We start from the raw sequence: 18,783 nt of genomic DNA, 5'->3' as shown, positions 1-18,783 counted from the left end.
GTCCGATCTACCGGTCGCGACGTCGACAGTTCTTCGGTCGCTCGACCCTCGTTCCCCTCGTTTGCCGTTGCAATGCGGCGACGCTCGTGCGAGCGTTCGTCTTCAGGGGGCAACACCAATGAAGACGAATCTGGATGCGCGAATTCGAACGCACGCAGGTGCCGTTCCGCCGTGGCCTGCAGGCGCGGGTACTGATCGGTGTGCTGCTTGGCCTGGCGATGATGCTGGCTGCCGTTCTGCTGGTCTTCTACGGTCGCGGCTACGATCTGCTGCTGGCGCGGGAGAAGGCGCTGGCCAGCAGTGCCACCCAACGGCTGGCGGCAGAGGTGGGGCAGCAACTGGCGCTCGCCGAGGGTCTGGCCGCCACGCTGGCCAATCTGGGTGAACTGCTGCCACGCGATGCAGGCTTGTGGCGACGTCTGCTGCCGCATCTGCTGGATCTGGAAGATCGTGCCGACCTGATTGCCGGCGGCGGCATCTGGCCGGAGCCGGGCGAATTCGAGCCGGGCACCGAGCGTCGCAGCTTCTTCTGGGGCCGTGATGCAGCCGGCAAGCTCCGCTATTTCGACGACTACAACGCCCCGGGTGGGCCCGGATACCACCAGGAGGAATGGTATGTACCGGCGCGCCATCAGCGCGAGGCGCACTGCTACTGGTCGCGCTCCTATCAGGATCCCTACACCAGCGAAGCCATGGTGACCTGCACCGTGCCGATGCATCGCGGCGCCCGCTTCATCGGTGTCAGCACCGTGGATCTGCGCCTGTCCGGCCTGCAGCGTTTCTTGCTCGAACGCGGCCAGGCACTGAACGGCTACGCCTTCGCCCTGGACCGCAACGAAGTCTTCATCACCCGTCCACCGGAGCCGGCCGAGCTGGCGGGCGCCAGCTACTCGCCCACGGTCGCCGTTGAAGGCCTGATCCGCCAATATCCGGTCTTCGCCGAACTGGCGGCCTATCTACGCCGTGGCACCGAAATCAGACCCGACCCGGAGCTGTTGGCGTTGGCCCGGGACATCGCCGCTGCCAGCGACAACATCGACGATGCCGAGGCTCTGCGCATTGCCGACCAGCTGCGCGATGATGGCAGCAGCGGACTGGCGGTTCGGCAGACCACGCTGGATCGGGATGCCTTTCTGGGCGAGCCGGTGCTGGTGACCAGCTTGCGCTTTCCGGAAGCCCACTGGCAGCTGGTAGTGGTGCAGCCGGCCAGGCTGGTGCGTGATGCGGTGTTGGGTTTCATGCGCCAGCTGGCCTGGACCATGTCTCTGGCCATCATCGCGGTAATGGCCGTTGCTGGCTGGCTGGTGCGACGCTACCTGGTGATGCCGATCCGGCGCATGGTCTCGCAGCTTGCTGTCGCCGAACAGAGTTCAAGACCGGGACGGATTGATGTTCCCGGTGGCGACGAACTGGGCTTGCTGGCACGCAAGTTCAATGCCTATGCCGAGCAATTGCAGAACAGCAGCGATCAGTTGCGGGCCTCGGCGGCGCAGTTTCGCGCCGTCACCGAACTGGCCCACGATGCGCTGATCCAGATCGATGACGATGGCCTCATCCGCAGTCTGAATCGTAGCGGGGAACTGATGTTCGGTTGGCGCGAGGAGGAACTGCTCGGTGCGCCGCTGTCCCGCTTGATGCCCTGGGATCCACGGGTGGATGGCGACAACGCGGGACAGGTCGAGCGCCGCGCGACCAGCCGCGCCGCGACCCGAGTCCAGGAATTCGGCGCTGAGCGCCGCGACGGCAGCAATTTCCCAGCAGAAGTCTCGGTCAGCTACTGGCGAGGACCGAGCGGCGGTCTCTACAACCTGCAGGTACGCGACGTCACCGAGCGCAAGCGCTCGGAAGAACAGATCCGGATGCTGGCCACGCACGACACGCTCACCGGCCTGCCCAATCGCACCCTGTTCAATGATCGACTGGAACAGGCGGTCGAGCAGAGCCTGCGCACGGGTACGCTGATGGCGGTGCTGTTCCTCGATCTGGATCACTTCAAGCTGGCCAACGACAGTCTCGGTCATGCGGTGGGTGATGGCGTGCTGTGCGCCGTCGCCGAGCGCCTGAGAACCCGCTTGGTTCCGGGCGCCAGTCTGGCGCGCCTGGGCGGTGACGAGTTCGCGCTGCTGCTGCCGCAGATCAGCGATGCCAGCGTTGCCGCGCGCATGGCCAATACGCTGATCACGGCCTTGGCCGACCCTTTCGACATCGGCGGGCATCGCGTGCAAGTGGGCGTCAGCGTCGGCATCACGCTCTGCCCCAACGACGACCAGAACGCCGACCAACTGCTGCGCAAGGCCGATCTGGCCATGTATCACGCCAAGGCCGAGGGCCGGAACACCTATCGCTTCTATACCGAGCGTCTGCATCACGAGTTGACCGAACGGCGCGCACTGCTGGACGACCTGGCCAATGCCATCGCCGGCAATCAATTTGTTCTGCACTATCAGCCGGTGGTGTCGGCGAGCAGCGGCGCCCTGCACGGCATTGAGGCGCTGATTCGCTGGCAGCACCCGCAACGCGGCCTGCTGGCGCCCGACCTGTTCGTTCCGCTGTGCGAGAGCAGCGGCCTGATCGCGGCCATGGGGCAGTGGGTGATCGAGCGCGCCCTCGCCGATCTGGCTGCCTGGGATGCTGCCGGATTGCCACGCGTACGATTGGCACTGAATCTGTCCCTGGCCCAATTCCATGACCCGGAGCTGGTCAAGACGGTCAGTTCGGCGCTGGCTCGCCACGCGCTGACGGCTGATCGGCTCGAGTTCGAGCTCACCGAGACCGTGTTGATGCACGATCAGGATGAGGCCGTGGCCCTGATGCTTCGGCTGCGCAGCTTGGGCGTCAGTCTGTCGGTCGACGACTTCGGCACCGGCTATTCCTCGCTGGCCTATCTGAAGCGCTTCCCGGTGCAGAAGCTGAAGATCGACAAGTCCTTCGTGATGGGTGTGGCCGACGATCCGGACTCGGCGATCATCTGCCGCTCGGTCATCGGATTGGGTCACAATCTGGGCATGGAGCTGGTGGCCGAAGGCGTGGAGCGCAAGGCCGATCTGGCCTTCATCCAGCGCCATGGCTGTGACTGGGCTCAGGGCTTCCATTACAGCGCCGCACTGCCCATGCCGGAACTGAGACAATGGCTGGCATCAAGATCGCCGGCACTTGAGCTGAGCACAACCAGCAGGGGATAGGACCATGCTCGCAGCCTACATCGAAGCCTACGGCGGACCCGAGCGCCTGCGCGTGGGGACCTTGCCCGAACCCAGCCCCGGCGCTCACGATCTGCTGGTCGAGGTCGCCGCCGCCAGCGTCAATCCGATCGATTTCAAGCTCCGCCAGGGCAAGGTCAAGTCGATGATGCGCTTCGATTTTCCGCTGGTCCTGGGCAATGATCTGTCCGGCACCGTGCGCGAGGTGGGCGCCGCGGTGACCCGCTTCAAGCCCGGCGACCGCATCATCGCCCGCCTCGGAAAGACCCGTATCGGCGCCTTTGCCGAGCGCGCGCTGGTGGCTGAGTCCGATGCCGCCCTGGCCCCGTCGAGCATCGATCTGGTCGATGCCGCGGCCCTGCCCCTGGCGGGCCTGACCGCCTGGCAGGCGCTGTTCGAACTGGGCCAGCTCAGCGCCGGGCAAACCCTGCTGGTGCATGCCGGCGCCGGCGGTGTCGGCCATTTCGCGCTGCAGCTGGGTCGCTGGAAAGGGGCGAAGGTCTACACCACGGCCAGCGACAAGAATCGGGAGCGCTGCCTGCGGTTGGGTGCCGATGCCGTGATCGACTACCGCACCACGCGCTTCGAGCAGATCATGCATGGCGCCGATGTGGTGCTCGACACCCAGGGTGGCAACACCTTGCTGCGCTCGATTGCCATCACCCGGCCTGGCGGTCATGTGATCTCGATAGCGGCGATGCCCACCCCCGAGGTGGCGCGCGCCTGGGGCGTCGGTCCGCCGCTGACCTGGATACTGGCCTTCCTGACCCGCCCGGAGCGCGCCGCTGCCCGAGCCCGCGGCGTCAACTACCACTATCTGTTCATGCGCCCCGACGGCGCCCAACTGGCGGAACTGGTCAGTCTGGTCGACGCGGGTCAGCTGCGCCCGGAGATAGACCGTCGCTACCCGCTCAAGGACGCGGCCGAAGCACTGGCCTATGTCGAAGCCGGACATGCCGCCGGCAAGGTGCTGGTGGTGCCCTGAGGGCCGCGCCACAAGCGGCCCTCACCAAACATGTCGTAACTTATTGATCTACTGAATCACGAAGAAGGGGAAGGGGGCAGGGGTCCAACCTCGACGCATGATCTGGCCGTGCCGCGACGTGGGTCCCCTGCCCCCCGCCCCCTGTTTGATTCGCGACCAAGCGCACCGCCAGGGGCGAGCGGGACTCTCAATAGACCCTGCAGAACACCGATTTCAGGTAGCGCGATTCCTGCACGTGCGCCAGCCAGGGGTGATCGGCGCCGGCACCGCGCACTTCCAGGATCTGGACCGTGCGATTGGCGTAGAAGGCGGCGCGCCGGATCATGTCCAGGAACTGCTCCTCGCTGACCAGGCCCGTGCAAGAACAGGTCAGCAGGATGCCACCGGGTTTGACCACCGCCAGCGCCGCCTTGTTCATATCCAGATACTTCTTCAGCGCCGGAATGACCTTTTCGCGGTCGCGGGTCATCTTGGCCGGATCCAGGATGACGGTGTCGAACTGTTCGCCGTTGTTGGCGGCATCGCGCAGCCACGGAAAAATGTCGGCGTGGACAAAACGCGCACGCAGCTTGTTCAGCCGCGCGTTGTGCTTCGCCAGTTCCAGCACTTCCTCGTCCAGATCCACGCCCACCACTTCCTCGGCACCGGCGGCAGCGGCATAGATGGCAAAACCACCGGAATTGCAGCACAGATCAAGCACCCGCTTGCCCGCCGAAAAATCCCCGAGGCGCTTGCGGTTGTCGCGCTGATCGGCAAAGAAACCGGTCTTGTGCTTCTGACCCGGCGCCACCTTGAAGCGCAGGCCGTACTCGGTGATCGTGGTCGGCGGCGGCGGCGCCGGCACCGAGCAATCGAAACTCTCCTGCTTGGCAACATGCTCTTCGGCAAACCAGTAGAACTGATGGTCACCGAAGTGCTCGGCCAGCGCGCGCCGAATGACGTCGCGCAAGCGCCACATGCCAGCCGAGAAATACTCGATGACCAGGGTGTCGGCAAAACGATCGACCACCAGTCCACTCAGGTCATCGCCTTCGGAGTGGATCACCCGATAGGCGTCGGTGACTTCGTCCAGCCTGAGCACCTGGCGCCGCAGTTCCAGCGCCCGGGCGATGCGGTAGCGAAAGAAATCCGCATCGACGACCAGCTCCGGCTGCTCGGTGAGTACCCGCAGGGCGATGCGCGAATGGCCATTGTAGAATCCGCGGCCCACCCAGGCACCGGTGCGGTCTTCTATATCGACCACGCTGCCAGGACGCGGTTTCGGGTCCGGCTTCTCGACCATCTTCTGAAATATCCAGGGATGGTTCGAGCGGCGCTCGGTCTTGAGCCGCACCAGCGGCAGAGCTTCGGTAGGGGTCTTGGTCATTCGCCGATGATACCTGCCCCATCATCAGCGGCGCTCAGCCGCTGAAACAACTGCCGCAGATGGACCAGCCTCACCGGTTTGGCCAGATAGTCGTCCATGCCAGCCGCCAGGCAGCGCTCGCGCTCACCCGGCTGGGCGTTGGCGGTGACCGCCACAATCTTCGGTTGCCGCGCGATGGCCATGCGGCGAATCGCCGCTGCCGTGGCATAGCCATCCATTCCCGGCATCTGGCAATCAAGCAGGATCAGGTCGAAATCGCCCTCCGCAACCATGGCGACGGCCTGTGCGCCGCCATCCGCCGCCACACTCTCCAGCCCCAGTGCCTGCAGTTGCGCCAAGGCCACATCGCGATTGACGTCGACGTCATCGACGACCAGGACCTTGCCCGGAAAGCCCTTCGAGGGCTCGGCCGGGACGCTCTCGGTCGCCACGGTATCTTCCGGCGTCGATTCCAGCGCCAGCGTGAAGCTGAAACAGCTGCCGCCTCCGGGCGCGTTCTCGACGTTCAGAGTACCGCCCATGGCGTTGACCCAATGCCGGGTGATGGTCAAGCCGAGGCCGGTACCCTGGAATCGTCGGCTGGAGGATGCATCCACCTGGACGAAGGGCTCGAAGATGCGCTCGCGATCTTCCGGGCGTATGCCGATGCCGGTATCGATCACGCTGAAACGCACCTGGCCCGGCGCCGCCGCTTCGAGGACGATGCGCACACTGCCGACCTCAGTGAACTTGATGGCGTTGGCAGTCAGGTTCAGCAGAATCTGCCGCAGGCGCAAGGGGTCAACCCTGACCCTTCGAGGCAAGCGCGGATCGGCAGCCTCCAGTTGCAGTTGCAAACCGCGTTGCTCGGCCAGTGGCTTGAGACTGTCGAGCACCGATTCCACGATTTCGCTCAGAACCGCCGCCTGGGTCACCAGCGGCGCCTGCTGACGATCGGCCCTGGCCAGATCGAGCAGGTCGTTGAGCAACGCCATCAGACCCTCGGCACTTCCCAGCAAGGTCTGCAGTCGCTGTTTGTGGGCGGGAGCCAAGTCTTCCCGCAGCAGCAGTTCGGTGGTACCGATGATGCCGTTCAGCGGCGTGCGAATCTCATGGCTGGTGTTGGCCAGCAACTGGTCCTTGGCCACGCTGGCCGACTCCGCCGCGGCCAGCGCCCGTTTGAGTTCATGGGTTTGCTGAGCGATGTAGTTCTCGCGCTCGGCCACCACACGTTCCAGATCCGCGTGCGAGCGCGCCCGCGCCGCCATGGCCTCGATCCAGCCGCGGCGCGCTTCCGACAGGCGCTCGGCCAGATGCAGCAGGCCCTCGCGCATGGAGTGCACTTCGACCGAAGCGCCGGCCGGAAGGGCTTCCAGTTCCGGGATGCCGACCTCGCTTTGCACATCCAGACGATCGATATCCTGCTTGATCAACTCCAGCGGCCGCGCGATCAGGGCGACGACTCGGCCAATGGCCAACCAGATCGCAAGCATGCCCACCAGCGCAATCGCAGCGATCAGCCACTGCAGCTGCCGGCGCGACTGGGCGATGGCCGTGCCCGGCGAGCGCACGATCACCTGCCAACCGAGCATTCCCAGCTGGGACACCGAGGAGAACCGAGGAGGCTCATGGTCCAAGGCGTCGGGCCGCGTATCGTCACCGCCTGTCGGTTCCGGCTCTATCCGCATCAGCGGCCGAGGCGCGGCGCCATTGGAATAAACCACGGCGCCACCACGGTCCACGACGTCAAGCGACAGCCCTTCCTCTGCCAGATTCAGTCGCTCGACAACCCGGTCAAAGTTGGCAATGCGCAGGGCGCCCTGGACCACCCCGGCAAATTGTTGATCGAGGGATACCGGCGCGGCGATGGCGACAATGATGTCGGTGCCCAGACCACGGCCCTGAAAGACATCGGAGATGTAGCTCTGGCCGCTGTCACGGGGCACCTGGAAATAGGACCGGTCGGTCACCGAACGCTTGACCGCCACATAGTCCAGATCTTCCTGGAGGGTGCGACCGCTGGCTACAGCCCGCAGAAAGCCGTCGGCGTCGGTGCGCAGCATGGTCAGGAAGCCAGGAAAGCGCTGTCGCATCGATGCCAGATCACGTGACAGCGAAATGGGCTCGACATCGAACCTGGACTGGTAGTCGGCCAGATACTCGATGGCCGCCATGTGCAGCGTCAGATACTGGTCCAAGGCCGCCGCGGCCGTTTGTGCAGCGGCATCCAGCCTGGCCTGATGCACCGACACCAGATGCCGGCTTTCCAGCATCCCGTATGACCAGGCAAACAGCACCAGCGGCAACCCGCAGACGGCAATCAGCCAGGTACCGAGCTGATCCCGCAGCCGAGCACTACCCGTGGCGGGCCTAGCCGACATGGCACCGGCCGGCTCGATGAATTGGGGCGACCTGAGGTGGGCGGCATGTGGATTCCGTCATCGGTCCTTTCCTGGCAGGCCGTCCCGGAGGAGGCGTCCATTGACTTAGCCATGATGGCTCGGCAGAGGCTAGCATGGGCGAGTACTGACACCGGAGCCACTCCCTTGGCCGCATCCCTGGACCCGTCTGACCCTGCCATCCTGGATTACGAGACACTGGACGAATTGCGACTGCTGGACCGGGTCAAGCCTGGTCTGCTCGACCAGCTGATGGAGCGATTCGAAGCCAAGCGTCAGGGCCAACTGGCAGCGCTGGAGCAAGCCATGGCAGATCAACGCTGGCCCGAGGTGAAGACGCTGGCGCACTCCCTCAAGGGCGGCGCCGGCTCGATAGGCTTGATCGCGCTATCGCGACTGGCGGCACAGCTGGAGAGCGACCCTCAGTCGCTGATCCTGAATCCGGCTCTGCTCGGCACACTTGACCGGGCCATGAACGAGGGCATGAGGGCGCTGCGCGCCTGGCGGGACGGATAGGCGGCTGGCGGTCACTAGAACGGCAGTACCAGTTTGGCATCCAGCGCCAGCAACTGGGCCCGGAACAGCCCCTGGATGCGGGACAGGGCATCACCATCGGCAGCATCAAAGCGCAGCACCAGACAAGGCGTGGTGTTGGAACAGCGCACCAGCCCCCAACCGTCGGGCCAGTCAGCGCGCACACCGTCGATCAGGGTGACCCGCGCGCCATCGAACTTGGCCCGCTCGCGGAACTTCTCCATGAAGCGATAGTGAGCACCTTCCGGCATGTCGATCTTGAGCTCGGGGGTGCTCACGCCCTGCGGCAACTCGGCAAAGATCTCCTCCGGATCACGGCCATCAGCGGCGATGATCTCGAGCAGGCGACAGCCCGCGTACAGGCCATCATCGAATCCGTACCAGCGTTCCTTGAAGAAGAAGTGGCCACTCATTTCACCCGCCAGTTCGGCCTGAGTCTCCTTCATCTTCTTCTTGATCAGCGAATGCCCGGTTTTCCACATGACCGGGCTACCGCCATGACCGAGGATCACGCCAGACAGATGACCGGTGCACTTGACGTCGTAGATGATCGTGGCACCCGGCGCGCGGGTCAGCACGTCGCGGGCAAACAGCATCAGCAAGCGGTCGGGATAGACGATCTTGCCGGCGGCAGTGACCACGCCGAGGCGGTCGCCGTCGCCATCGAAGGCCAGACCGATGTCGGCCTTGAGCTGGCGCACGGTGAGGATCAAGTCTTCCAGATTGTGCGGATCACTGGGATCCGGATGATGATTCGGGAAGTTGCCATCAACCTCGCAATACAGCGGCATGACCTCACAGCCGATTTCCTCGAACAAACGCGGCGCGATACCGCCGGCGATGCCGTTTCCGCAGTCGATGACCACCTTGAGCGGACTCTCCAGCTGGATATCGCCGGAAATCCGCTCGATGTAGTTCTCGACCAGATCCATCTGGGTGAGCGCGCCGCGCCCCGATTCCAGACGATCGTCGACGATGCGGTCATAGAGAGACTGGATGTCCTGCTCGGCCAGCGTGTCGCCGCCGATCATGATCTTGAAGCCGTTGTAGTCGGGCGGATTGTGGCTGCCTGTCACCATGATGCCCGAGCCCGCGCTGAGGTCATGCGTGGCGAAATACAGCACCGGTGTGGGCACCGCGCCGATGTCGATGACATCACAGCCGGCAGCCAGCAAGCCCTGGACCACGGCGTCGGCCATGTCCGGACCGCTGAGTCGACCATCGCGACCCACCAGCACCGTCTGCAGACCCCGTGCGCGCACTTCTGAACCCACCGCGTGCCCAATTTGCTGGGCGATGGCGGGAGTCAGGGTCTTTCCTACCACACCGCGGATGTCGTAGGCGCGGAAGATGCTGCGATCAAGCACACCCCCGGCCTTCGACGATGCAGCCTTGACCGGTTTGGGTGGAGCCATAGGCGGGGCCGTGGACGCCGCCGCGACTGCGGCCGGGCCGGCAGCGGCTTCCGTCGGCGCCTGCCTGGCCGCTGCCAACTTGTCCTCCTTCGCGGCTGCCTCGACTTTCAAACGCTCCCCCAGCGTCACTTCCTTGGGCGCGCCCGCGCGCGACGGGTGCAACAGGCGTTCCAGCAATTCTGGACGCGTGCGCCAGACGATGACCAGGATCGCAGCGAGCAAACTGATGATGGCAGCCACCAGATTGCCCAAGGCGCTCTCCGGCCCCAGCACGATCAGCGGCGGTGGAATCCGATAACCGATGCGCAGCATGGCCCCGGGCACGGCTGCGGTATTGGCAATCGCTTCCGGGCTGCCCTCAAGTACGCCGGAATTGCCCACTTCGCCCTGCAGCAACGCCAATTGCAGGCCGCCGGTGGAGATCTGCTCGAAACTGGTCCTCAGCGGCTCATAGGGCAGCTTGATCAATGCGAAACCAACGATGCTGCCGCCATTGTTGACGGGGTTGACCAGGACCAGCTCGAGCGGGCCGCCACGCACACCGTGGACCTGCGCCGGTGCCGGTGCCCCCAGGCGTGCAGCGCTGAGCAGCATCTCGGCGTTGGCATAGCCAAAACCGCCGATATCGTCGCCGATCTCGTCGAGCACGTCGGCGCCGACGAAGCGGCCATCGCTCACCTCAGGCATGTTCTCCCGGATCGCGGCAAGCGCCCGAGTGGCGTCACCCGAACTGCCGCTGGCGAAATAGCGAGCGATTTCGGGATGCAACAAGGCTGCACTCAACTGACGTTGGCGCTCGGAGACAAATCCGCCGATGCTCTGGCGAGCCTGCGCCACCACGCGATCGGCTTCGCCTTGCAGGGACTCGGTAGTCCAGGCCTGCCAGGTCTGAAACAGAAACAGGGCGCCCACACTGAGCAGCAGGGCCAAACCGACCGGCGCCAGAATCTGGCGCACATCGAATTTCGCGCCCTTGGCGCCGGGCCTGGCTGCAGTGGCATCTTTCAGCTTTGAGAGAAGATTGCGCATCGATGGCACGCTGGCAGGGAATCCTGATTGGCTTGATGCTGCTGAATCCGATCCTTCGACCGGCCTGGAATGCGCCTAGTCTCGCTCAGCTGCGCCCGCTGTGTCCAAAGCCACCGCTCCCGCGTTCTGTGGCATCGAAACCGTCGACCACCCGCAAGCTGGCCTGCAGCACGGGCACCAGAATCATCTGCGCGATGCGATCGCCCGGCGCAATACTAAAGGGCTGGTCGGATCGGTTCCAGCACGACACCATCAGTGGCCCCTGATAGTCGGAATCGATCAGACCGACCAGATTGCCGAGCACAATGCCGTGGCGAGCGCCGAGGCCGGAGCGCGGCAGGATCAACGCCGCCACGGCGGGATCGGCGATATGGATGGCCATGCCGCTGGAGATCAGCTCACTGGCACCCGGCGCCAGCGTCAACGGCGCCTGCAGACAGGCCCGCAGATCAAGCCCTGCCGATCCGTCAGTGGCATAGGCCGGCAGCGGCCAAAGCGTGCCCAGGCGCGCATCCAGAATCCTGACGGCCAGATCCAGGGGGCTGCTGATCATGCCGTGCCGGCCTCCAGCCGCTGACCGATCAAGCGGATCAGGCGCGCCGCCAGCTCGCGCTTGCTGCCACTGCCCAGTTCACTGACGCCGTCGGCAGAGATCACGGTCAGAGCGTTGTCATCTCGATCGAAGGCGGCATCCGGTCCCACCCGATTGGCGACGATCAGGTCCAGACCCTTGGCCTCTAGCTTGCCACGGGCGTACTCCAGTACATCCCGGGTTTCCGCGGCAAACCCCACCAGCAGGCGGGGCCGCGCTGCACGCGCCAGTTCGGCAATGATGTCCGGATTGCGCACCAGCGCCAGGGCCATGCTCTCGGCACCCTTCTTGATCTTGTGCTCGGCTGCCTCGGCCGGACGATAGTCAGCCACCGCCGCCGCACCGATGTATACATCGGCGCCGGCCGCCGCGTTCATGACCGCCTCGTACATCTGCAAGGCACTGCGCACGTCGATGCGCTCACAACCCGCCGGCGTCGGCAGATGCACCGGACCGGCAATCAGCTGGACTCGGGCGCCCGCGGCACGAGCAGCCGCGGCGATGGCGAAACCCATCTTGCCGGAGCTGCGATTGCCGAGAAAGCGCACCGGGTCCAGATCCTCGAAGGTCGGCCCTGCGCTGACCACCACCCTGCGCCCCGACAGACTTTGCGGCACTGCGCCGATCAGCGCATCGATGATCTCTGCCGGCTCGGCCATGCGTCCGGCCCCGACATCGCCGCAGGCCTGATCCCCGAAGCCAGGGCCGATGATCTGCAAGCCGCGCTGCACCAACACCTGCAGATTGTCCTGTACCGAGGGATGCGCCCACATCTGCGCATTCATCGCCGGCGCCAGCGCTACCGGCGCGGCGCTGGCCAGACACAGCGTGGTCAACAGATCGTCGGCAATGCCGGCGCGCAACCGAGCCATCAGATCGGCGGTAGCCGGGGCAATCACGATCTGGCTGGCCCAGCGTGCCAGTTCGATATGCCCCATCGCCGCTTCTGCCGACTCATCCCAAAGGCTGCTGCGCACGGCACGGCCGGAGAGTGCCTGGAAGGTAGCCGCACCGACAAAGTGCCGCGCCGAGTCGGTCATCACCACCTGCACTTCGGCACCCTGTTCGCGCACCCGGCGCACCAGTTCGGCGCACTTGTAGGCGGCGATGCCCGCTCCCACCCCCAGAACCAGCCGCATTGTCGAAAGCTCTGCCACGCGTCGGAAAATTCCTACAGCACAATCAGCACAAGACTACCGGAAATTGCGCGATTGCCGGATCGCCCCCGGGAAGGCTGCGCGCCCATGCTGGCCGCTCCCGATCTCAGGACCTGCCCATGAACACCCATCGACCCATCCACGACTGGCCCGATCAGGAGCGCCCGCGAGAGCGCCTGATCGCGCTGGGCGCCGAACGCCTGAGTGATGCCGAACTGCTGGCCCTGTTGCTGGGTACGGGTACCCGCGGCTGCAGCGCCGTCGACAGCGCCCGTGAACTGCTGCGGCAATGCGGTGGATTGCGGGCCACACTGGCAGCGGCCCTGAGCGAGCTGCCCGCGGGCCTGGGCATCGGCCCGGCCAAATGGGCGGTGCTGCAGGCGGCGGCAGAGCTCGGCCGACGAGCCGGGGCCGGCAATCTGCGCCGGGGCGGCACCATCGGTGCACCGGCAGATGTGCATCAAGTCTTTCAGGCGCGCCTGCGCGATGCCGAACGGGAGGTGTTCTCGGCGCTGTTCCTGGATGCACGGCATCAGGTGATCGGCATCGAGGATCTGTTTCATGGCGGCCTGACCGGCGCGGCGGTGTACGTGGGAGAAGTGGTCAAGCGGGCCCTGAAGCTGGCCTCGGCGGCAGTTGTGGTGGCCCACAACCATCCGTCGGGCGTTGCCGAACCGAGCGCCGCCGACCGCGAGCTGACCGAACGCCTGCGCCAGGCACTGGCGTTGGTCGAAATCCGACTGCTGGATCATGTCGTGGTGGGTGACGGCGCCACGGTTTCCTTTGCCGAGCGCGGCTGGATCTGAGGTGCCGGCGTCGCTTCCAGCCTCGTATACTCGGGACGAACCCAACCTCGGACGCAAGCCGGATCACACATGCAAGTCGATGTCGCCAGCGCCTTGCTCGACCTGGACAGCCAGTTCCCGGCAGACGCCTGCGAGCACCGGGTGCGCGATGTTGCCCAGGCTGCCGAAGCCTTGCGCGAGCGCCGGCCTGATTTGTTTGCGGTGATGCAGGAGGTCGGGCAGTCCTATCTGTCGACCTTTGGTGAAGAATGGCGGCCGCTGCTGAAGAAAGCTCAGGATGCGCTGGCGCTGAGTTTTGTGCGCATGGCCTCGCGCCACGGCAGCTGGGGCCGTGATCTGCACGAGTATCACAATGAACAGCATGCGCTGGAACTGCTCAACGGACGCCTGGCGCGGGCACGGCTGCAACTGGGCTGGCAAGCCCTGGGGGCGCAGGACTGGCTGTTGCTGGCGCTCTTTGCCACCTGCCATGACCTGCGCCAACGCGAAGCCGCCGACTTCTGGCACGACATCGGCGCCAATGAACGTGCCAGCATCGCCGAGGCCTGTCGCATCCTGGATCAGGTGGGTTTTTCGCGCGAGCAGGATCGCGAGTTCTTCGTTGCGCTGAGTCTGATGATCGCCGGATCCACTTTCGATGCCCGCCCGGCCGCACGCAATTTCTTCAATACCGCCGAGGTTGCTTCCTCTGGCGGGTCATTGGCGCCCAAGCTGGTGGCCGAGCTCAGGGCCGAACGCGCCGAGGAGGATCTGGATCCGGAAACGGCGCGCTACACCCGTCTGATGTTGTTCGCCGCTGATCTCGACACCGCCAATGTGGCTGAGCCCTTCGCCGCCTTTGCCGGCAGCGCCGTGCGCCTGGTTCAGGAGCGGGAAAAGCGTGCCGGCCGAGCCCTCAATGCCGCCGAATCCGCGCTGCCGGTGTTCGATTTCCTGACCTCGGGACAGGAGCGCTACTTTTTCGAGCTGCATCGATTTGTGTCGCCGCTGGGCCTGGAAGTCTTCGGCAACGGCAAGCGCAGCAACGAACCCAAGGTGCAATGGCAAAGCCGACGCATGCGCGAGCTGTTTTCCGGCGGCCCCAGGCCCGGCCAGACCGGCCAGCACGTGATCGAAGCCTTCTTGCGCCTGGCTGACGAGATTGGCTGAGGCCGGGCTGCTGCCGAGTGGCCTGTTGCTGATTCCGGTGTCGGGTGGCAGCGGCAGCGGCGAGCTGCAGCGGGCTCTGCTGTTGGCGCGCAGTGCACGGCAGCGCTGGCCCGGCCTTCCGATCACCATTGCCGCGGCGGCTTCAGCGCTGCCGGCGCTTGCTGACCCGGGCATTGAGCAGGTGGCGCTACCGGCGTCACCTACGCGCTGCAGCACCGAAGTGATCGCGGCCATCCGCTCGCGACGCCCGGCGGTGGTGATTTTCGACAGCACGGCAAGACCGGCCCAGTTGCGTGCCGCCCGAGCCGCTGGCGCCAGCGTGATCTATCTCAGCTCACGACCCTCGGCGCGCTCGCGCGGCTTTCGCCCCGGCGTGCTGGCGCGAATCAACGAACACTGGTCCGTGGAACTCAGTCTGGATGCCGCCCTACCCGGCCGCTTCCAGCGCTGGCTGCTGCGCTGGTTCCAGACTGTGCGCTGGCGCCCCCTGGGTACGCTGCATGAGGCGCCGGACGCGGCGCGCTTACCCACCGAGGTGATGAGTTTTGTCGACGAGCACCCGGCCTTCGTGCTGTTCTGCCCTGGTGGTGGCGGTGGGCAGATCGAGGGCAGACCCGCGGGCGAGGCCTTTGCCGAAGCCGCGCGGGCGCTGCAGGCGCCAGCCGTGGTGGTTCGCGGCGACTGGGCCGCGGAACGGATCGAGCACGGCGACGGCGTGCTGCGCGTGGGGCCCTTGGCCAACGCCGCGCTCATGGCTCTGTTGCAGCGCGCCGAGTTGGCCGTGCTCGGCGCCGGCAGCCTGTTGTTGCAAGCCCTGTCGCTGGATGTCCCGTGCGTGGCGGTAGCCCTGGCCCGCGACCAATCGGCGCGACTGCAGATGCTGGAGGCCCACGCAGCGGTGATCGAATGCCAGCCCCGGACCGAATCCCTGACCACCGCGGCACGCCAGCTGTGGCGTGATGAATCGCAACGGCAAGCCTTGCGCACCCGCGCGCAGACGCTGGGACTGCGCAATGGCCTTGAGGAGGCCCTGATCGCGCTGGAAGCGCTGCTCTCGCGACCCTTGGGCTCTTGAGCCTGCCCTGCGGCGCAGCATCCGGACACCCCATCGGCCAGACCGCCTGCGCTGCCGACGTTCCCCTTCTTCCTGTGCGTCTCTTCCGCGATTCCATTGCGTTCTCGGCGTCCTGCCCTCGCAAAACCGGCCGAGGTCGCCAAGAACGACCCGCTGGGCTACTGCCGAATCACCTCAGCGTGCATCGGCACCAACTGCGCCAGAAGGCGGTTCTGCACCGCGAGCGGCAGTCCTACCTGCTGCATGGCCTGCTCGAGGTCTTCCACGAACCAGTTGAATTCGCGCTCGCTGATGTCCATGCCGCTGTGGGCATCGCTCATCGGCAACCCGGTGTACTCACAGGGACCGTCGGCCAGTTCGCAGATCTGTTCGATCAGGCGCTCCCGGAAATAGTCAAAATCGGTCTCGGCAAAGAGTTCGCCGATCCGCGGGTCCGTGCGTGATTTTTCAATCAGGGCATCGACCAGACTGGCCACGCCCTCGGCACCACCCAGTTGCTGGTACAGGCTATCCCGCGGAACCGTGGCGCAGGCGCCCAGCATCAACAACAGACTCAGGACCACCAGACTCAATCCGACCCGCATGGCGAGCCATCTGTGTCGTCCCGACGGTGCCATCGGGTCAGGAAGCGGCGTCATTGCGACCCAGGACCTGATCTGAGGGAGGCCATCCAGATGCCCAGCAGGCAGTCTCTGGATTGATTCGTCGCTGCGCTCCTCTCCATGGACCCATATCGCAAATTGTTGATTTGATTTGTTCATTTGTAGAAGCGCCCTTGCGGCGCGACCGCTGCGGCGGACCTGCGGCTTGCAGGTCGCGACGCGAGGTCGCTCCTACGGGCAAGCTGGCGGTTGATGGCCCGTGAGGAGTTTCGGGCCGAAGCAGGTGGCTCGCAATGACGCGGCGGTGAATCATGAGATGGGTTCATGGTGAAGCCTGCACGCTGAAGTAGTAGCCGCGCTGTCCGGAAATGCCGCCTATCGAACCCAGGTCCGCGTAGGCCAGGGCCAGATGCCATTGCTTGGAGGGCAACCAGGCCACAAAGACATTGCTCCAGTCGTCCTCGTGGGCAGACGCCAGTCGATCGGGTTTGCCGCGATATTCGACGCCCAGCAGCCAGTCCGGATGCACAAAGACCGCGACACTGCCCTCCAGCGTGGTGCTTCGGCGATCGCTGAAACCGGCCAGACCGAGCTGATGGGCGGTGGTCGAACGCAGAGTCAGGCTGGCCAGCGTGCGGCGACTGCCGATGCCATCCACCCAGAGCTTGCTGGCGCTGAGATAGACATCTGCGCCCTGTTGATTCTCGGCCGAGGCCAGCATGACCAGATCCGGATCGCGCGAGCGCCGCCATTGCAGGCCCAGCGATACTTGCGGGCCCGATCCATAGATCAGATCGCCGCCCAGGCGCAGTTTTGCCCCCAGCACCTCGGTATCCAGACGCCGATCGGGAAACAGACCGCGTTCGACCAGGGCATCCAGTCCCAGCGACATCCGCGCATAGGACAGTTCCAGCCGGTTGTCCCAGGCCAGCGCCAGCGCTGTTGAACGCAGATCGAAATCGCCGGTATCGACGACCGTCGCCCCCGCCACCAGATCCCATTCGCCGCGCTCGCCATGGCCGGCGATCACCGCCCAGGGCACCAGCCCGCCACCGGCGGCGCCTTCCACCGAGAGCAGTCCGCCGCTGCCACGCAGCCGGCCATCGGCGGCGCTGGCCTGAAGCGCGAGCACACACAGGCTCAGCAGGTATAGACCACGCATCCAGTCCGCTCGCGTAGAGTTCTCACCAGATTGTACCGGGCACCCGCAGGTCTGCAATGGATAAACACACCCACGGATTGAAATGCTATCTGGTCGGCGGCGCGGTGCGTGACCGACTGCTGGGGCGTGCGCATGGCGACCGCGACTTTGTGGTCGTCGGCAGCGCGCCCGAAGCCATGCTGGCGGCTGGATTTCGGCCGGTGGGCGCCGACTTTCCGGTGTTCCTGCATCCGCAGACCCAAGCCGAGTACGCGCTGGCGCGCACCGAGCGCAAGACCGGGCGCGGCTATGCCGGCTTCACCTTCCACACCGGCGCCGACGTCAGTCTGGAAGAAGATCTGCGCCGCCGCGACTTCACCATCAACGCCATGGCCGAAGACGCCGACGGCCGCGTGATCGACCCCTATGGCGGCCAGCAAGACCTGCAGCAGCGCCTGCTGCGACATGTGTCCGAGGCTTTCGCCGAGGATCCTCTGCGGATTCTGCGCGCAGCGCGCTTCCTGTCGCGCTTCGCGCCGCTTGGATTCAGGCTGGCGCCGGAGACACTGGAATTGATGCGCGGCATGGTCGACAACGGTGAGGTCGACCATCTGGTACCCGAACGCATCTGGCAGGAGCTGCGGCGGGCGCTGACCGAGGCCCAACCCAGCGCTTTTCTGGTCACACTGCGCGAGTGCGGCGCGCTGGCCAGGCTGTTTCCGGAAATCGACGGCCTGTACGGCGTGCCCCAGCGTGCCGAATTCCATCCCGAGGTCGACAGTGGCATTCATCTGCAACTGGTGCTCGACCAGTGCCCCAGACTGGCGCCGGGCGACGATCAGGTTGCCTACGCAGCGCTGGTGCACGATCTGGGCAAGGCACTGACACCCGCGGAAGAATGGCCGCGGCATGTGCTGCACGAGCAACGCGGCGTCGAGCCAGCCCGTGCCCTGAGCGCGCGCCTGAAAGTGCCGACCGAGCACCGCGATCTGGGCCTGCTGGTCTGCGAGCACCACCTGACCATGCATCGCTTTGCCGAACTCAAGCCGGGCACGGTGTTCAAATTGCTGGAACGGCTCGACGGATTACGCAAGCCGGAGCGGGTGCGGCGCTTCGCGCTGGCCTGCGAGGCCGATCACCGCGGCCGCCTGGGGCGCTCCGAGGAACCCTACCCGCAGGGTGAGCGACTGCAGTCGGCACTGCGCGCCGCACTCGCAGTCAGTACTGCACCCTTGCTGGAACGGGGTCTCAGCGGGCCGGCCGTCGGCGAAGCCTTACGGCAGGAGCGGGTCAAGGCGGTGGCTGCGGTGTTGGCGGGAGGAGCTTGAGGGCACGAGGGCACGAGGGCACGAAG

At 65.5% G+C, this 18,783-nt stretch carries 14 protein-coding genes; 7 read left to right on the top strand and 7 right to left on the bottom strand.

What is annotated here, in order from left to right; genetic code table 11:
• The first annotated feature begins 134 nt into the window (after positions 1–134).
• Together H7A19_15315 and H7A19_15310 are read left to right on the top strand one after the other, a co-directional pair.
• Positions 135–3,182 carry an EAL domain-containing protein gene (locus H7A19_15315; GenBank protein MCP5476199.1) on the top strand — a complete coding sequence of 1,016 codons (3,048 nt, stop codon included), beginning with the start codon at positions 135–137 and terminating at the stop codon, positions 3,180–3,182.
• Positions 3,183–3,186: 4 nt separating this feature from the next.
• Positions 3,187–4,185, top strand: a complete 999-nt coding sequence (locus tag H7A19_15310; GenBank protein ID MCP5476198.1) for an NADP-dependent oxidoreductase — start codon at positions 3,187–3,189, stop codon at positions 4,183–4,185.
• Between the two features lie 187 nt (positions 4,186–4,372).
• Here H7A19_15310 and H7A19_15305 read toward each other — a convergent pair whose 3' ends face one another.
• Together H7A19_15305 and H7A19_15300 are read right to left on the bottom strand one after the other, a co-directional pair.
• A complete protein-coding gene (locus H7A19_15305) occupies positions 4,373–5,551 on the bottom strand; it encodes a class I SAM-dependent rRNA methyltransferase (protein MCP5476197.1) in 1,179 nt (392 codons plus the stop codon).
• Positions 5,548–7,911: a response regulator gene (locus tag H7A19_15300; GenBank protein ID MCP5476196.1), complete on the bottom strand. Its 2,364-nt coding sequence runs from the start codon at positions 7,909–7,911 to the stop codon at positions 5,548–5,550. The genes H7A19_15305 and H7A19_15300 overlap by 4 nt, the downstream gene beginning before the upstream one ends.
• Positions 7,912–8,076: 165 nt before the next feature.
• On the opposite strand from H7A19_15300, the gene H7A19_15295 reads away from it, so the two are divergent.
• The gene (locus H7A19_15295; GenBank protein ID MCP5476195.1) at positions 8,077–8,445 is read left to right on the top strand and encodes an Hpt domain-containing protein; all 369 of its coding nucleotides are present in this window, start codon (positions 8,077–8,079) and stop codon (positions 8,443–8,445) included.
• 14 nt (positions 8,446–8,459) lie between these two features.
• On the opposite strand, the gene H7A19_15290 is transcribed toward H7A19_15295, so the two are convergent.
• The 3 genes from H7A19_15290 to coaBC all read right to left on the bottom strand — a co-directional run bounded on the left by H7A19_15290 (position 8,460) and on the right by coaBC (position 12,638).
• Complete coding sequence (locus H7A19_15290; GenBank protein MCP5476194.1) at positions 8,460–10,907, bottom strand: phosphomannomutase/phosphoglucomutase; 2,448 nt, start codon at positions 10,905–10,907, stop codon at positions 8,460–8,462.
• 85 nt (positions 10,908–10,992) lie between these two features.
• Positions 10,993–11,460 carry a dUTP diphosphatase gene (gene dut / locus H7A19_15285; protein MCP5476193.1) on the bottom strand — a complete coding sequence of 156 codons (468 nt, stop codon included), beginning with the start codon at positions 11,458–11,460 and terminating at the stop codon, positions 10,993–10,995.
• On the bottom strand, positions 11,457–12,638 hold the full coding sequence (gene coaBC, locus H7A19_15280) for a bifunctional phosphopantothenoylcysteine decarboxylase/phosphopantothenate--cysteine ligase CoaBC (GenBank protein ID MCP5476192.1): 1,182 nt from the start codon (positions 12,636–12,638) through the stop codon (positions 11,457–11,459). The genes dut and coaBC overlap by 4 nt, the downstream gene beginning before the upstream one ends.
• Positions 12,639–12,775: 137 nt before the next feature.
• On the opposite strand from coaBC, the gene radC reads away from it, so the two are divergent.
• The 3 genes from radC (at position 12,776) to H7A19_15265 (ending at position 15,686) form a co-directional block, all read left to right on the top strand.
• Positions 12,776–13,462 carry a DNA repair protein RadC gene (radC, locus tag H7A19_15275; protein MCP5476191.1) on the top strand — a complete coding sequence of 229 codons (687 nt, stop codon included), beginning with the start codon at positions 12,776–12,778 and terminating at the stop codon, positions 13,460–13,462.
• A 69-nt stretch (positions 13,463–13,531) separates the two neighbouring features.
• Positions 13,532–14,611, top strand: a complete 1,080-nt coding sequence (locus tag H7A19_15270; protein MCP5476190.1) for a hypothetical protein — start codon at positions 13,532–13,534, stop codon at positions 14,609–14,611.
• On the top strand, positions 14,604–15,686 hold the full coding sequence (locus tag H7A19_15265; GenBank protein MCP5476189.1) for a hypothetical protein: 1,083 nt from the start codon (positions 14,604–14,606) through the stop codon (positions 15,684–15,686). The genes H7A19_15270 and H7A19_15265 overlap by 8 nt, the downstream gene beginning before the upstream one ends.
• 158 nt (positions 15,687–15,844) lie before the next feature.
• Here H7A19_15265 and H7A19_15260 read toward each other — a convergent pair whose 3' ends face one another.
• Entirely contained in the window at positions 15,845–16,270 is a 426-nt protein-coding gene (locus H7A19_15260; protein ID MCP5476188.1) for a group 1 truncated hemoglobin, read from the bottom strand.
• 340 nt (positions 16,271–16,610) lie between these two features.
• Positions 16,611–17,450, bottom strand: coding sequence for a DUF3034 family protein (locus H7A19_15255; GenBank protein ID MCP5476187.1), 840 nt, complete (start codon positions 17,448–17,450; stop codon positions 16,611–16,613).
• A gap of 77 nt (positions 17,451–17,527) precedes the next feature.
• On the opposite strand from H7A19_15255, the gene H7A19_15250 reads away from it, so the two are divergent.
• Positions 17,528–18,757, top strand: coding sequence for a multifunctional CCA addition/repair protein (locus H7A19_15250; protein ID MCP5476186.1), 1,230 nt, complete (start codon positions 17,528–17,530; stop codon positions 18,755–18,757).
• The last annotated feature ends 26 nt before the right edge of the window (positions 18,758–18,783 follow it).

This window comes from Rhodanobacteraceae bacterium (genome assembly GCA_024234055.1).
Taxonomy (GTDB): domain Bacteria; phylum Pseudomonadota; class Gammaproteobacteria; order Xanthomonadales; family SZUA-5; genus JADKFD01.
Note: the sequence above shows the minus strand (reverse complement) of the source record. Positions and strands in the feature narration are given on the sequence as shown.